A 16,711-nucleotide genomic window follows, 5' to 3' on the forward strand; every position below is an offset into this window, starting at 1 on the left:
GCTTCCTTGTGGGATCCGCAGTGACCGCAACTGCCGCATCGTTTCCTGCGCTGGCTGCCCTGCCTCTCGAGACAGTGCCAATCCGGATCCGATCTCGTGAGGACATTGGAGATCTGCCACATATCTGGAGCTGCGTCGGCTCGGACCGAGCCGCGATCACCATGCGAGAGAGCTGGCGGGAAGATATTGACCTGGCGCGGGAGCAAATCGGTGTCCGACAGGTTCGCTTCCATGGCATTCTCAATGATGAGCTCGGAGTACTCACCCGCTATCCGCAGCATCGGTCCGGTACCGCTAATTTCCGCGATGTCGCTGAGGTTTATGACGGCTTGGTTGACCGCGGGCTGTCACCGTTCGTCGAGCTCAGTTTCATGCCCAGCGAACTTGCATCAGGCACGGCTGCGTTCGGGTTTTATAAGGGCAACATTACACCTCCGAAATCGATGGAGGCGTGGGGCCAGTTCATCGGTGACTTCACCCGTTTTATCGTCGATCGGTACGGCCTTGAAGCCGTGGCGAAATGGCCGATCGAGATTTGGAACGAGCCCGACCTGCCATTCTTTTTCACCGGCAAACAGTCCGACTACTTCGAGCTCTACAAGCACGCCGCCGTCGCAGTGAAGTCGGTGTCGCCGAGGCTTAGCGTGGGCGGGCCCGCGACGTCGGGCACTAAGTGGATTCCTGAGTTCCTAGACTTCTGCGCGGCCGAAAATGCGCCAGTGGATTTCGTCTCAACCCATAGTTATGCCGGTGGCATCGGCCCGGAAAAGGAGGGTGCCCCCGGTCTCTCCGTCAACGACATCATTCCTGATGCGATCAAAAGCGCACGGGCCTCGATAGCGGCCAGCAAAATGGCCAAGTTGCCCCTCTATATAAGTGAATGGTCGGCAGACAGCCCGGCTATGATCGCCCATGTCCTAAAGAGCGCTTTGGGAGAAGCGCAGATCATGTCCCATTGGGTTCTCAGCGGGACATATGAGGAGCTTGGCCCGGCAGACTATCTGCTGCAGGATGGCGCTATGGGTTGGTCCCTCCTGCAGCGCGGGATCCCGCGACCGGGATATAACACCTACCGCCTCCTCCACGCTCTGGGCGACAGGCGAGTATTCTCCGAAGGTCCGGCGCTGGCGTCGCGGAAGTCGAATGGATCGTTTGCAGCGCTGGTCTGGAACCTGGCTGAAGTTCCGCAAGCAGCCGGCATCCCTGGGGCCGATGCAACGCGCAATGTCGTGGGAACGCAGAAGCAGTTGCAGATCACAATCGAAGACCTCAAGCCGGGACAGGAACTCCTGGTCACCCAAGTCGACCAAACGCAAGGATCTCCGTTCCCTGCTTGGCGAGCAATGGGATCACCCAAACTTCCGACCTCTGCTCAAATCGCAGCACTGCGGAAGGCGGGCCAGCTTCCGCCCCCACAGCGTTACCGGCTTAATGGCGCTCGGCAGCTGTCACTGACACTGCCGCCAGAGGGCATCGCCCTCATCGAATCCAAATAGGTTCCAGAACCAGACGACATGCCGTCGAGCCCGCGATAGCGTCGCCAAAATCCTAACCTTCCTAAGGCTCTCAGGCATTCCGCCTGCCCCGAACTGCTCGTCCATCGCCGCAGCGAAAAACAGACGGTTCGACGCCCAAATGTCGTACAAAAAATTGACTCTCGGGGGCATCTGGCCAAGACCAATTACACTAATCGTACAATAAATGGGAGGGATTGAATGAAGGTCCATACGCTATGGCTGTGCTCAGCCGCGATGGCGGGTTTCACCACGCCAGCAATGGCTCAGCAGCAGACACAGCCTGTCGCCAACGAAGCCGATCCGACCAATGTCATCATTGTCCAGGCACGACGCCGCGACGAGGACGTGCAGGACGTTCCGGCTGTCATCGACACTGTCACCTCTGAGGAAGTCGCCAAACTCAACCTCCGCGACTTCAAGGATGTTTCGTCGATCGTTCCGGGTCTCCAACTGACCACGGAATCGAACGGCACCGGCGGCAATGCACGCATGCGCGGCGTGAACTTCGACATCACGGCGAGCGGCAACAATCCCACCGTCGAATTCTACTTCAACGATGCTCCGATCACCGCCGGCGTCATTCTGCAGCAGATGTACGATATCGGGCAGATCGAAGTTCAGCGCGGCCCGCAAGGTACCCTGCGCGGACGAGCGGCACCGTCGGGGGCTATCACTGTCACCGCGAAGAAGCCGGATCTCTATTCCTATGGCGGTGTGGTGGACCTGACCGCCAACAATATCGGCACGACCAACTTCAAGGGTGCTGTCAATATCCCGATCATCGAGGGCATCGCCGCCATCCGCGCGGCCGGCGTCTGGGATGAAGGTGACGGCGACCGCGTGCGCACCATCTACAGCGGCCGCGATCCATATGCCCGCACCAAAAGCGGCCGCATTTCGGCGCTCGTGCAGCCGACTGACTGGTTCAAGGCTGAAGCGCTCTATCAGCGCCTCGACCGACTGTCGTACGCCTACGACCAGGTTGCCTCGTTCAGCGAAGCCAACCCGGACGCTCTGCCGAGCCCGGTCTTCATTTCGACTAAGGATCGCCTTTCCAATCAGGAAACCGCCCGCCGCATCCATCAGGTCTATGACATCTACAACTGGCGTGCAGAAGCAACGTTCGCCGGCCAGAACCTGATCTATCAGGGTCAGCACTACACTCAGAAGATCTCCTCTACGGCCAACCAGGACGGTGCGAACTTCTTCCCGGGGGACGTCTGGCAGACCACGTTCTCGCACCCTTCCTCGACCTCACATGAAGTGCGCCTCCAGAACAGCGAACGCATGTTCGGCTTCCTGGACTACGTGGCAGGTTTCTTCGATTATAAGAACAGCTCGCCAACCGAGCTGACCAGCCCAACGATGATCGGCTTGCCCACTGGACGGCTGATTACGGTTGTCTACACGCCCGTCGCGCGCGTCGGCAACTCGCATGAGCAGTCGTTCTTCGGCAACCTGACCGGCCATATCGGCGATGCTTTCGAGCTCTCCGGTGGCCTGCGTCATATCGATTACACCTCGCATGACGAGACGATCGTCAACGGAACCACCATTTCCACGGACGGGCAGGATGCCAAGAAGTGGATCTACTCCGCGTCGGCGAAGTACAATATCAATCGCGACCTGATGGTCTACGCGAGCACGGGAAGCTCCTGGCGCCCGGGGATCAATGTCGTCGGCGATTTCAGCCTCGCCCGCTCGGCGCTTGAGAACTCGTTCACCAATCTTCCGGCGGAATCCTCCAAGTCGTACGAAGTTGGTGTGAAGAGCACCTTCCTCGACGGTAGGCTCCGCGCAAACCTGACCGCCTACCATCAGAAGTTCAAAAACTACCCGTACCGCGTTGGCGGTCAGGGCGTCTATTTCGTCAACACCGTGGCCGTCCGGAATGCCGCCGGCGCCGTAACTGGTATCGCGCAGCAGGTTTCGCAGTTCAATTTCGTCGGCGCAGTTCCCGTCGAAGTGAACGGCCTGGAAGGCGACCTCAATTTCAGCGTGACACCGCAGTGGTCGATCGGGGTCGTCGGCAGCTACTCGCTTGGTAAGATCAAAAACGGCACCGTGCCGTGCAACGATCTGAACGGCGACGGCATCCCGGACTCGGTTACCTCGGCGCCTAGCTTGGCTCAACTGCAGGCCGCAGTCGGCGCCAACAATCTGGCCTCCTGCAAGGTCACTCAGCGTTCGGGCTTCCAGGCTCCGTTCAGCGCGTCGGTAACCAGCGAGTACACCTTGCCAATCTCGGACAAGGTCGACTCCTACCTGCGCGGTCTGTTCAGCTTCAATGGCAGCTCGCAAACCGACCCGACCAACAGGTTCGACGATGTCGGTGCTTACGGCCTGCTCAACCTGTTCGCGGGCATCCGTGATCCGAAGGGGGCGTGGGAAGTATCGCTGTTCGCCAAGAACATCATCGGCACGACCAAGACGCTCTCGCGGACCAACCCGCTCTTCACGAGCTACCTGATCCCCACGGGCGCCACGTCCACGGTCGCAGCTACGGCAACCAGCACCTATACGGGCGTCACGACGACCACGCCTCGCGAGTTCGGTATCAACGTCCGTTATGCTTTCGGCTCGCGCTAACTAGTTTTGAATGAGCTCCCTCCGAGCTCCCAACCTTGGCGGGTGCCCTTGCGGCCCCGCCATTTTTTGTTTGCCACAGCTGACACTAATTTGCTGGACGGACTTAGATCTGGAGCCCCTGAAGGGAGTTGAAGCATGAATTTGCAAAGCTCGAACAAGGCTAAAATCGCGCGCCGGCTTATTGAAGTCCTGGAATATTTCGACGCCGAACATCGTGACTTGACCGTGATGGATATCGTTCGACGCTATAACCGTCCGCAATCTAGTACGTCAGAACTGCTGACGAGCCTCGTCGAGCTTGGACTACTCTATAGAGATCCTGAGCTACGAACCTATCGACTGACTGCCCGGGCGGCAATTATGGGAACCTGCGGTCAATCGGGAATCATCCGTGATGGACGGATCGTTCGCCTCATCGACCACATCGTTGAGCAAAACGGCCTGACGGTCATGCTCAGCTCACGCGTTGGAATCGACGCGCAGCTTATTGCCTGCCGGCATGGGGAGCGCTCAGTCGCGATAAATCGAGGCATCACCAATGGAGTAAAGGAGCGTCTTTCCAACAATGCACCGGGATGGTTAATGCTCGCGGCCTCAGCGGAGGGGACCTGGGAAGGATTGCTCCGGCGCTTAAACCATGAAGCAACGGCCGAAACCAAATTCCAAATCTCGGAAATGTTGGGAAGGATCTCACGCGTTCGCGCGAACGGCTACTGCGTGGGACCAGCTGGTTATGGAATATCTGCGAACTCAGTCTCGCGCTTGATCCCGCAGCAGGACAGCGAACACCCTTTGGTAATTAGTATCCTGCCAGACAAATCAGGAGTGGCAGAAATCCAAGACCTACTCGATGTCCTTGATAATTCGATCCAAGAATGTCTTAAAAATGAACATGGTCATTCTATTCATCCAGACGATGGTGGCTCGGTTGAGTTTCTGATTGATCGTTGAATTTTCCAACATGCATTAGATCGAGAAGATTATTCAAGCTGCAACCTCGCACGATAATCTTGAGAATGGTTCTCGGTTGGCTCCGAATTTGGATCGAGGCCGCCACCGCGATCACCGATGGATCGCAATTGACAGACGCGGCCTGCTCCATAAAAGAAACTGTTAGTAGTTTTTGGTCGAGGGAACCGGCAGGCTGTTTTATGCCCTCCCCCGACGAATTGGCCCGACCGAGATCAAGAAATATAAGCTAGCTTGGGTAAGGACGTTATGAGCTTTCAACTAGACCGACGCACCCGTCGCGACGAGGATCGCAAATCGGCCATCGCCCCGGGCCAATTTTTTAGCGAGGACTTGCCGGCGCTCCTTGAGCTTCATGGTGATGTTGCTACCGCTGGTTATCAAGCGATGAGCCCCCGTGCGCTGACAATCAGAGTGGCGGATGAAGCCTGGACGCTGTCCTTATCTTTTTTGGGCGAGCGGATTGTCGTCGAACCCGGGGAAACCAGCGATGCCTTGATTGTCACGCTGACGGCTCAGCAATTTACCGAGCTTGCGCAAAATGAGATTTCATTCAACGGCTTGCTTACCGCTCGCGCGCTACAATTCGAAGGCGGCTCGTTGCTCGATTTGTCAATCTGGGACTCCCTTTGGATCTCCATACTCGAAGGGTGGCCATTGGTCTCCGGCGAGCTTGGCTTCCGGGATCAGCGAGGCGCCACACTCGATTTGAAGCGCAGCTTTGGACCGGAAGATTCCGCTGAGGAAATTGGTCATTTTCTAAGAGAAGCAGGGTTCGTCCACCTCCGAGGCTGGGTCCCGCCAAGCCTAATCGAGAAAATCTCGCGGGAGATGGATGAAGCGCGAAGCGCCTATGCGGAGGGTGATGGAAAATCGTGGTGGGCGCAGCTCGCCGATGGCCAACGCGTTTGCGTGCGCCTGCAGGAATTTGTCGAGCGCTCACCATCCACTCGCGAGTTGTTGACGAGCGAACTTTGGGAACGGCTCATAACCGTTCTGGAAGCTAACGACGCGCTCGCCCGTAAGCCGGCCGAAGGGCGCATCATTGAAGCGTTGTTCAAGCCTGTAGGTGTCGTATCAGGGCCTTCAGACCTGTCCCTTCACCGTGACTGCCATCTGGGGCGCCATAGCTATGCGTGCGCTCGGATGACGGTTGGGGTAGCTATCAGCGCCTCCAGCCCTGAAAACGGCCAGCTTCGCGTCGCAGCGGGTTCCCACCGGCTCGCAATGCCGGTCGAAGTAGCAAAAAGCGCCCCGTACCTCCCGATTGTCGCCCTTGTTACAGCGCCCGGCGATCTGACCGTTCACCTCTCTTGCACATTGCATGAAGCGACGCCGCCGCTCACTTCGGAGCGCCGCGTCCTCTACACCGAAATTCCGCTCCGGGAAGACGATGGCCGTTTGATCGACACCAGCGTCGGTGAGTTGCGGGAACAGGTCAGCGATCTAATTCGCGATTCAAGCAACTAGATCGCTGCCCGGGGAGGGGTAACCATGCGGGCACATAACATCGAAGGGGGGCTAGACGAAGGCAGTGTTGCGCCGTCTCTCCGCTCTCCCGGACGGCGCCTACAAGGCTCAGTCATTCACAAGATCGGCCAAGATATCATTTCGGGCCACTATCCAGCAGGCAGTATTCTTGCTGGCGAATTGGTCTTGGCAGATCAATTGGATATCTCGCGGGGGGCAGTGCGTGAGGCGATGCGAGTTCTCGCCTCCAAAGGGCTGATCGAGAGCAAGCCCAAATGCGGAACCCGCGTCCTCTCGCGGGATCGGTGGAATATTCTCGATCCCGAAGTCATCGCTTGGGCCTTTTCGGTAGAACCCGATCAGGAGCTTGTTCGTGACATTTTCGAGCTACGGGGCGCTGTTGAACCAGCGGCCGCACAATTGGCCGCACAGCGCCGGACCAGTGAGGACCTGACGGCAATGCGGAACGCTCTTGCGGTAATGCGAGAGTCGATGGCTGGCACGAGGGGGCGCACCGCCGACCGCGAGTTTCACCACGCGATACTTCGTGCAACCCGCAATTCAGCCCTGCTGGGCCTGCAAGCCAGCATCGATGCGGTGATCACATGGACAACCCGTTACAAAGAACGGGCCACGGTCTTGCCGCGAAACTCGATCCCGGATCACGTGGCCGTATATCGCGCCATTGCAGCTCGAGAGCCAGAACAAGCACATGCGCATATGAAGCGGTTAATTGAGCGGGCCTTGGAAGATACACGCAGCGCATCGGCTACTTTGGCTGATGCGGCGATTCCAAGATAATCCAAAGAGGGGCAGTTCATACGCCTTCGGTGTCGTGCCGCAGCTATTCCAACCTTGTTTGTTTGCATCGCCACAGAGCGCTTAAGAGAGGATAGATCAGATGAGGAACCTGTCTCGCCGTGGGGTGCTCGCCGGCGGCGCCGCAATCGCCGCGAGCCAGGCAATTCCTGTCCTCGCGCAACCCCGAACTTCTTCACGGAACAGCTCATTTCTACCCGGTGCGGAGTGGCTCGACACGGCCGGCAAACCCATCCAGGCCCACGGCGGCTCCGTCATGCGCGTCGGCGACGCATTCTACTGGTACGGCGAAAACAAGGAATTCACGAGCGCAACCGGCGATGTCTGGACGTGGGGCGTTCGCTGCTACCGCTCGCAGGATCTCTACAACTGGGAGGACCTAGGGCTGATCATCGCGCCTGATGAGCACGACCCCGCCTCACCTCTCAACCCGCGAACCGTCAAACTGGACCGCCCACACATCCTCTACAATCAGCGAACACGCAAATTCGTGTGTTGGCTCAAGATCATGGGCAAGACGGACCAAACACGCACAATCCTGACGGCGGACAAGATCACGGGCCCCTACACGATCGTCCGCAGCGAGTTACGGCCGCTAGGCATGAGCGCGGGCGATTTCGATCTGGTCGCTCATCCCGCCGATGGCAAAGCCTATATGTACTTCGAACGGGTTCACAGCGAACTCATTTGCGCAGATCTGACGGACGATTACACGGACGTGACAGGCTATTATTCGACACATTTCCCTTACGGTGCACCACCGTTGGTTCGGGAAGGTCCTGCGTTTTTCGCGCGTCGAGGTAAATATTATCTCGCGACATCAGGGACCTCCGGCTACTTCCCCAACCCTTCGCAGATCGCGATCGCGGACACATATCACGGGCCGTGGGCCAACCTGGGCGATCTGCACCCCCAGGATAGATCCCGGACCTCCTTCAACTCGCAGATCAGTTGTATCTTCAAGGTCCCATCCAAACAGGACCTGTACATTGCGATGGCGGACCGCTGGATGGGGCCACAAGATAGCGTCGCCTTCACGAGCGGTGAGACCTCTGTTCTCCTTCAAAGTGCCATAACCAAGGCCATGCAACGCCCGCGCGGCGAACTGACTGCCGAAGAACGCCGGGTAATGCCCATACTGACGGCCAACGTGGATACGTCGAAAGCCCGCTACGTCTGGTTGCCTCTGATCTTCCAGGGTGATCGCCCTACCATCGCGTGGCGCACGCAGTGGTCGCTGGATGAATTTGCGTAGGTCCTCGGCGGAAACATACGCCGTCTAGCACGGCGTCCGGTCTGGCGTTGATCTTGACAGGAGGCCGCTTCCCCCCGCATCGCTGGATTGTCGCACCGTTTTAACCGATCTCATCCCTCCGGTGCCGTTCGTCATGCCCCACGATCGGGTGAGACGAGCGATGGGGACGCGAGAGGATTGAAACGTGATCGACGCAACACAGGCCGAACCCACCGCCACGCCGACTCGGAGTGACGGACGGCCTACGGGTCGTGGAAGGCCGTCTCGCGCGCAATCAGTTGCAATTACCGAAGCAATCATAAAAGTCGCCACTGAGATGTTTCTCACGGACGGCTTCGACGCGACGACTATGGACGCCATAGCGCTCGCCGTCCCTGTCCCCAAAACGACGCTCTACAAGCGTTTTCCGGATAAGTTGGCCGTTCTCAATGCCGTACTCCACTCCAGGATCGCAACCTGGTCTCGAAAAACGACCCAGCAGTCCGCGCGATTGGGCAGCGACCTGCGCGAACGGCTGATCCATCACACGACCACCATGCTGGTGTGGACCACGAAACAAGAGGTTCGCGACTTCACACGCCTGGCACTAAGCGCCGTGGGGCGCGGCAACAGCGGCATTAGCGCCGAGTTTTTCGGCTATATCGAGATGGTCGCATACCTCCGAGATGAAGTCGTAACCTACGGCCCAGCGGCCAACATCAACGCCAAAAACCCCGAAAAGGTCGGGCAGGCGATCATGGCGATGATATCCGGATGGTTGAATATCCAGGGAATTGACCGGCCTTTGACCGCGGCACAAGCCCGCGAGCAGGCCGAGTTTATCGTCGGCATTCTTATGCAGGGTGCCGAAGTCTGGTGACGGGTCAGATCTGCAGTGCGGCTCGTTCCTACCTAGCCACAGGCAGGAATCCTAGCCGTTCGAGACGCGCCACGGAATCGCGGGCAACCGGTGCTATCTCGCCATTTGGCAATTGAATGGTGCGGTTGCGTCCGTCGACGTTGACCTCTGAAACACCGGAATCGGCAACCCACCAACTCCGATGAACTTGCTGGCCAGGCGTCCCCTCCATCTCAGCGATAGCATCGCGCAGCCGCATGAATAGAAGCTCACTGCCCGTTGTACCGTGGACTCGCACGTAATGGTCCTCACTTTGAATGGCGCTGACCGGCCCTTGAAACTTTGAACTCAGACGCTTCATCAGGCGCGTTTCGCTGAGTGCGGCCGAGGTTGAAGACATCTCCTGGGCGACGATTTGTATTTCCCCAACCGGCTCTGCAAGGCTGTGGGGGAGCATAACATTTGGTCGATCAGCTGGTCGTTTTTCTGAAAGGTGGGCATCCGTACGTCTGGCCCACCAGACGACGACAAGCACCGTCATCGCGCTGAGCAACGCAAAGGGGAGAATTCCGATGAACCCTCCCAACTCCCGAAAAAATACGCTGGCGCCCCATCTCCATATCAATGCGAGAGGGAAGCTCGAGATAGCCACGCCCCAGAAAACAAGAGTGCTCTTGGGTAAATCCATCGCTGAGGCGACCATGCTCCACAATACGATCGACGGCCGAACGAGAACGTAGGCGCCCATTAAATGGATCCACCAGTTTAGGACCCGTTCGGGAAAATCGGCTTGAAGGTATGTCCCGAAGGGGCCGAGGAATCCGACAATCGCCGCGAACACGATCATCGCCCAGAGTTCAATCACAATGCGGCGTATCCTGTTCACGTCTTCTCCTGCCGATTGGCGATGCGCGAACCGGAAAATACCGATACGGCGCCGATTTCACGTCATTTTTGCTACCGTAACGTAAACCCGGTTGCGGGCCAATCGCGGCATGCCACTTAGTCGCCAACAGCTGAACACTTCGGTTCGGCAATGGAGATTTGATCATGGCTACCGCCCAATATCGCCCCGTTTTGTTCGCAGGCACCCTTGCTGTCGTTGCTCATATCGTTGCCTTCGCGATTGCTCTGAGCTGAGGTCCAAAATGTTTTCCTGGTTTAGCGCGGAACATGCTTTGTCATTGTGGCTTTGGGCATTCCTGGCCACGGGATTCGTCTGGGGGGTTGCCAGCGGATTTTTCAAAGCCCGGAAAATTCAGCCCAGGGGCTTCAAGTGGAAGACATTCCGCAACGAAGTGTTGTTCGCAACGGTCAACCTGACTGTCACCGCGTTTCTGCTGGGGCCGACCACCGGTTGGCTCAAAGCACAAAGCTGGATCACGTTTGCCTCAAGCCCCGCGAGTTGGTGGGTGATCGCACTGGAATATGCGCTCTATTTTTTCCTATTCGACACTTACTTCTACTGGCTTCACCGTTGGATGCACAAAGAACCTTTCTACACGTGGGTTCACAAGCTCCATCACCGTTCCACATCGCCGAACCTGTTGACCACTTTGTCGGTCAGCCCGTTGGAATCGCTCATCAACGGTGGCTTCGTACCGCTGTTCCTGACCCTTTTCACGGTGCACGACGCAACAATGGCGCTGATTGCGCCGACCAACATCATCATGGGTCTTTACGTCCATACCGGCTATGAATTCTTGCCGCGCTGGTGGAACCGAAGTTGGGCAACGAAGTGGTTCATCACCACGACCTTCCACGACCAGCACCATCGCTATTTCAACGGCAACTACGGCGGCTACACGACGATCTGGGACCATCTGTGTGGTACGGTACGCAAGAAGTATGAGGCGGACTTCGCTGCGATCAAGGACCGGTCCCGTACGGTTCGGCCGCCCCTGGATGCCCCAGTGGCAACTCAAGCTGCAGCGGCCGAATGACGTAGACCCGGAAAGAACCGGGTGATGAACAAAGAGGATTGCCGCCGATGCGACATCGGCTGCGATCCTCGCTGTGAGCGTGAATCATACGCAAAAACAGTCGCCTACCGAAACGTATAAGCGCGCTGCACAGCGTGCTCGGGCGTCCAATGCCAGTGCCAGAACATTACAAAATTCAAGTTAGCAGGGAGAGAAGAATGACCGGGTTGCGGATACGGGCGGCGCTCATGTTGGCGGGTTCAATCGCAGTGCTCGGCAACGCTCATGCCTCGCGGGCAGAACCTGCTCAGTCCGATAGGCCTGCTCTCGACGAAGAGTTCGAAAATCCACCCGCCGCTGCGCGGCCGCGCGTCTGGTGGCACTGGATGAACGGCAACATCACAGAAGACGGAATCGCCAAAGACATCGAGTGGATGCAGCGTATCGGGCTTGGTGGACTGCAGAACTTCGATGCAAACCAGGATACCCCCCAGATCGTCGCCAAACGTCTCCCCTATATTTCCCCGGACTGGCGACATGCGTTCAAGTTCGCCGCTGAAAAAGCTGAGGCGTCCGGCTTGGAGCTCGCTATCGCATCTTCGCCGGGCTGGTCGGAAACCGGCGGACCATGGGTACCTCCGGCAGACGCAATGAAGAAGCTGTCATGGTCGGAAAAGCTGATCGTTGCGGGAGCCGGCAGCCCTATCCAGCTTCCAGCACCTGCAGAGACGACCGGTCCGTATCAACACTTGTCGGCCGAGACGGCCGACGCGGCCACGATGTACCGTGATATCGCCGTCTTTGCCTACCGCGTGAACCACCCGAACTCTCTCCCGGTGCCGGTCTATCATTCCGCTGACGGTCAGTTGCTTAACGGCGACGCCCTTGCCGATGACAGCCTCACGTCGTTCGCGCCGCTGAAGGCAGGCTCGCGGGAGGCTCCTGGTACCATCAACATCGATTTCCCGTCCGTTCAGATCGTGCGATCGCTCACCCTTTTCGTACCCGGCATAGCCCCCAACCCCCGCGGGCCCGGCCTCCTTCCTCGCCTTGAGGTCAGCGAGGACGGGCAGGCCTGGACGAAAGTGATCGACATCCCGGTCAGCGATGCCCCCAGCACATCAAGCTTCGCGCCTGTGACCGGTGCGCACTTTCGCGTGATCTTCGCACAACGACCCGGTGCCAGCAGCGCTTTCGGCAGCGGTGTTCCGGGCAAGCTCGAGGTTCGGCAGCTTACGTTGTCGGGGGAGAGCCGAGTCAATCTGTTTCAAGCGAAGGCCGGTTTCGCCACGGTACCCGATTATTACGCGCTCGACGCTGGGGTAGATAAGGACGCGAAGGGCCTCGCGGCCTCAGATATCGTCGACTTAACGAAACGGGTCAAATCGGACGGCACGGTCGACTGGAAACCCCTCTCCGGGACGTGGCGAATTGTGAGGCTGGGGTGGTCCTTGATCGGCAAGACGAACCACCCCGCCAGCCCTGAGGCGACCGGGCTAGAGGTGGACAAGCTCGACCCCGCAGCCGTGCGCCGCTATCTCGACCACTATCTCGGAACCTACCGGGAAACCACAGGCAGCCAGTTGTTTGGATCTGCCGGCGTCCGGGCGCTAGTCAACGACTCCACTGAGGTTGGACCGTTCAATTGGACCCCGGCATTGCCCGCCGAATTCCGCCGTTTGCGCGGCTATGACCTTACGCCGTGGCTTCCTGCATTGACTGGAGCGATTGTTGGATCACGCCAACAAACCGACGCCTTCCTCTACGACTTCCGCCGCACAATCGGGGAACTCCACGCTACAGCGCACTACGGCACGATCGCCGAGGTCGGTCATCAAAACGGCCTCAAGCTTTACGGGGAAGCCCTCGAGAATGCGCGAAGCACATTGGGCGACGACATGCGAATGCGCAGCTTCACAGACTACCCCATGTCCGCCATGTGGTATGTCCCCCGCAACGCATCCATCCCTGGCCCGTTCATTGCAGATGTGAAAGGCGCTGCGTCCGTCGCCCACGTTTATGGTCAGAACATTGCAGCGGCAGAATCGCTCACCTCGATCATGATGCCTTGGGCCACGGGGCCTAACGAGCTTAAGCGGATCATCGATTTCGAATTTGTGCTCGGGATCAACCGGCCGGTCATCCATACTTCCGTTCATCAGCCCGTTGACGACAAGGTACCGGGCTTGTCGCTTGGCATGTTCGGCCAGTATTTTACTCGCCACGAAACCTGGGCTGAAATGGCACGGCCCTGGATCGACTACATCTCTCGAAGCTCCCTGTTGCTTCAGCAGGGACGCAACGTCGCCGACGTTGCCTATTTCTATGGCGAAGAAGCGCCGCTCACGAGCCTCTTCGCGGGCGGTTTACCCTCCGAGGTCCCTCGCCAATACGCGTACGATTTCGTCAATCCAGATGCCGTGCTGCGCCTCCTGAAAGTCGACGGAAAGGATCTGATCACGCCGACCGGTGCGCGATACCACGTGCTCTATCTCGGCGGCTCGAGCTCCAGAATGACTCTTCCAGTTCTGAAGCGAATTGCTGCCTTAGCAGCAGAGGGCGCCACCATAATCGGCACTCGACCCACGAGCTCGCCCAGCCTTGCAGATGATCCCGCCCAATTTGCGTTCTTGGTGCGAAGACTATGGTCGGGCGCACCGATCACGCGGGTAGGGAAAGGACAGGTCATCACTGGATCTGACGTCGCAGGCGCGCTCAGCACCCTGGGGCTCGTGCCGGACTTCGAGTACAAGTCCCCTCTCGCCGACACCCAGCTGCTTTTCCTACATCGCAAACTTCACGATGGTGACGCCTACTTCGTCACAAACCGGCAAAACCGACCGGAAACTGTCGAGGCAAGCTTCCGCGTCACCGGCATGGCCCCCGAGCTGTGGCGAGCGACGACCGGTAAGACGGAGCCGCTCTCGTATCGTATCGAGCAAGGGAAAACGATTGTCCCCCTGCAGTTGGCAGAGGAAGACGCCGTCTTCATCGTGTTTCGCCAACCGACAACGACGACAGCTCGCACGGTGTCATCTCCGGCTCCTGTGATGCTAGGAGAGCTCAGCGGGCCGTGGAAAGTCGGCTTCCAAGCCGATCGCGGCGCGCCAAAATCAATCAGTCTGGAGCACCTCGTATCGCTCAGCGAAAGCCAGGATCCGGGGGTGCGTTACTTCTCCGGTGTGGCCACGTATTCGCAAAGCTTTTCCGCCCCTTCGGATTGGCGCCCCGGCATGAAAACCTGGATAGACCTGGGGGATCTACGAGATGTCGGAAGTGTCACCGTAAACGGCCATTACGTCGGCGGGCTCTGGCATGCTCCCTATCGCCTAGAGATCGGCGGGTTCCTTCAGCCAGGTCAAAACGCGATCGAGATCAAGGTCGCCAATCTGTGGGTCAATCGGCTTATCGGCGACCAGCAGGGCGACCTCGACAAGGTGACTTGGACAAGCTTTCCCGCTTACAGCAAAACATCCAAGTTGAGGCCTTCGGGACTGCTCGGCCCCATCCGGTTGCTCGGCGAGAAGGATTCTGAAGGTGCCCCGGCCAACTAAAGCTGGGGGACGGTGCCTGATTTAATTCATTGTTTCTGGCGGATCACATGTCCCAGGCTCTACCGCCTGGGACATTTCACAATCGGAACAGCGTAATCTTCGATGCACCGGCAATCCCACTGGTTAGTCAGGAATGACGGTAGCTATCACCTTGCTTTCGAGAAACTCCTCCAGTCCCTCAATGCCCCACTCACGACCAATTCCACTGGCTTTTCGGCCGCCGAACGGAAGATCACCGGCGATGCACATTCCGCCGTTGACACTAACCGAACCGGTTCGAATGCGCCTGGCCATGGCTTCCGCGCGACCAGTATCTTCTGAAACGATGCCGCCCGATAAGCCGTACGCGCTGTCATTGGCGATGCGAATGGCATCGTCGTCATCTTCGAAGGGGATGACGACGAGCACGGGGCCGAAAATTTCCTCCTGCGCAATGCGCATGTCGTTCGTGACATCGACAAAGCAAGTCGGCTCGACAAAGAATCCACTTCCCTTGTCCGGGCGAAGCTGGCCGCCCGCGAGCAGCGTCGCACCCTCAGCGATGCCGAGTTCGATATATCCATGAACCCGATCGAGTTGACGCTGCGAAATCACAGGGCCCATGACATGGGCCGGATTATCAAATTCTCCCCAATTGTCCGTGAAGGCAGAATAGGCATGCCTCAAAGCCTCCACCGCTTCGGCATAACGGCTACGCGGAACCAGTAGGCGGGACTGCACAGCGCAACCTTGCCCTGCGTGGAACACAAGCATGGACTGTGCGACCTCGCGGCTAAAATCTGGCGCGTCATCGAGGATGATCTTCGCCGACTTCCCCCCGAGCTCCAAAAAGACGCGCTTAAGCGATCTCGCTCCTGCCTCCATGATGCGTTGACCCACGCCGGTGGAACCAGTGAAACTGATGAGATCGACCCGAGGGTCTCCTACCAGCAGTTCTCCCGCAAGGGCAGGATCGTGACCCGTGATGACGTTCAGGACGCCCGGCGGGATCCCTGCCGCGTCAGCCCATCGTCCGAAGATTGCGCCCATGCCCGGCGTGTCCGGTGCTGGCTTTAGGACAACCGTACAGCCCGCGAGCAGCGCCGACACGACCTTACCAACGTTTACGTAAAGTGGCACGTTCCAGGGAGTAATCGCTCCCACCACACCGATGGGCTCGTACACGACTTTGCGCCGCGTCGTGCTGCCGTGGTGCACGCGATTTCCAAAGTCTCGCTCCCATTGCAGATCCGGGAAAATGGATAGCAAATCCTTGAAGCAAGTGATGGCTTGATCGACGTGTGCGCGGCGCGCGGCACCGAGAGCTGCTCCTGCTTCAAGGCGAGCCAAGGCAGTGATGCTCTCTTGGTCATTCGCCATTATCTCGTACATCTTGGTCAGCTTGGCGAAGCGGCCCGCGTGATCGCATTGCCAGTCGGAGTTGTCGAATGCATCGCGCGCAGCGGCGATCGCCGCGTCGACATCCTCGCTGCTGGCATCTGCAGCCGAACCGACAACCAAACCTGACCAGGGATTGATCACGTCGAACCTTCGGCCGCCCTGCGCATCACAATACGCCCCGGCGATGAACAACTTCGCGTCGGGAAGGCGATCTATTTCACCCATCGAAATTCCTCTCCATCTTTCTTCACGGCATGACACGCCGTCTCCCATCAAGCGGTGTGCGCCGCAGAATTCCGGGCCCAACGGTGCGCCAGAATATTCTTGCTCACCGTCTACGATGCCATTTAAGCTACGGAAAGTGCGTTTTACGGTGACTGACATCCGTCGGCGGCGCG

At 58.4% G+C, this 16,711-nt stretch carries 11 protein-coding genes; 9 read left to right on the plus strand and 2 right to left on the minus strand.

The genetic code is table 11. From position 1 onward, the window contains the following. Positions 1-20: 20 nt before the first annotated feature. From ACZ1JV_RS08195 to ACZ1JV_RS08225, 7 genes are all read left to right on the plus strand, one after another. Positions 21-1,496, plus strand: coding sequence for a GH39 family glycosyl hydrolase (locus ACZ1JV_RS08195; protein WP_465139084.1), 1,476 nt, complete (start codon positions 21-23; stop codon positions 1,494-1,496). A 219-nt stretch (positions 1,497-1,715) separates the two neighbouring features. After that, positions 1,716-4,106, plus strand: a complete 2,391-nt coding sequence (locus ACZ1JV_RS08200; RefSeq protein ID WP_465139083.1) for a TonB-dependent receptor — start codon at positions 1,716-1,718, stop codon at positions 4,104-4,106. Positions 4,107-4,241: 135 nt separating this feature from the next. After that, positions 4,242-5,057, plus strand: coding sequence for a helix-turn-helix domain-containing protein (locus tag ACZ1JV_RS08205; protein ID WP_465139082.1), 816 nt, complete (start codon positions 4,242-4,244; stop codon positions 5,055-5,057). Between the two features lie 267 nt (positions 5,058-5,324). Next, positions 5,325-6,545, plus strand: coding sequence for a phytanoyl-CoA dioxygenase family protein (locus ACZ1JV_RS08210; RefSeq protein WP_465139081.1), 1,221 nt, complete (start codon positions 5,325-5,327; stop codon positions 6,543-6,545). 24 nt (positions 6,546-6,569) lie between these two features. Then, positions 6,570-7,346 carry a FadR/GntR family transcriptional regulator gene (locus ACZ1JV_RS08215; RefSeq protein WP_465139080.1) on the plus strand — a complete coding sequence of 259 codons (777 nt, stop codon included), beginning with the start codon at positions 6,570-6,572 and terminating at the stop codon, positions 7,344-7,346. Between the two features lie 100 nt (positions 7,347-7,446). Continuing rightward, complete coding sequence (locus ACZ1JV_RS08220; RefSeq protein ID WP_465139079.1) at positions 7,447-8,619, plus strand: family 43 glycosylhydrolase; 1,173 nt, start codon at positions 7,447-7,449, stop codon at positions 8,617-8,619. A 184-nt stretch (positions 8,620-8,803) separates the two neighbouring features. Beyond that, entirely contained in the window at positions 8,804-9,478 is a 675-nt protein-coding gene (locus tag ACZ1JV_RS08225) for a TetR/AcrR family transcriptional regulator (RefSeq protein ID WP_465139078.1), read from the plus strand. Positions 9,479-9,506: 28 nt separating this feature from the next. Here the strand turns inward: ACZ1JV_RS08225 and ACZ1JV_RS08230 are convergent, their stop codons facing one another. Then, a complete protein-coding gene (locus ACZ1JV_RS08230) occupies positions 9,507-10,343 on the minus strand; it encodes a LytTR family DNA-binding domain-containing protein (RefSeq protein ID WP_465139077.1) in 837 nt (278 codons plus the stop codon). 262 nt (positions 10,344-10,605) lie between these two features. Between ACZ1JV_RS08230 and ACZ1JV_RS08235 the strand changes: the two genes are divergently transcribed. Further along, a complete protein-coding gene (locus ACZ1JV_RS08235; RefSeq protein WP_465139076.1) occupies positions 10,606-11,400 on the plus strand; it encodes a sterol desaturase family protein in 795 nt (264 codons plus the stop codon). 197 nt (positions 11,401-11,597) lie between these two features. Next, positions 11,598-14,933 (plus strand): glycosyl hydrolase, encoded by a 3,336-nt coding sequence (locus ACZ1JV_RS08240; protein ID WP_465139075.1) that lies wholly within the window; start codon positions 11,598-11,600, stop codon positions 14,931-14,933. A 123-nt stretch (positions 14,934-15,056) separates the two neighbouring features. Here ACZ1JV_RS08240 and ACZ1JV_RS08245 read toward each other — a convergent pair whose 3' ends face one another. Beyond that, positions 15,057-16,529 (minus strand): aldehyde dehydrogenase family protein, encoded by a 1,473-nt coding sequence (locus ACZ1JV_RS08245; protein WP_465140297.1) that lies wholly within the window; start codon positions 16,527-16,529, stop codon positions 15,057-15,059. Positions 16,530-16,711 lie beyond the last annotated feature (182 nt).

It is taken from the genome of Novosphingobium sp. BL-S-19 (genome assembly GCF_055521675.1).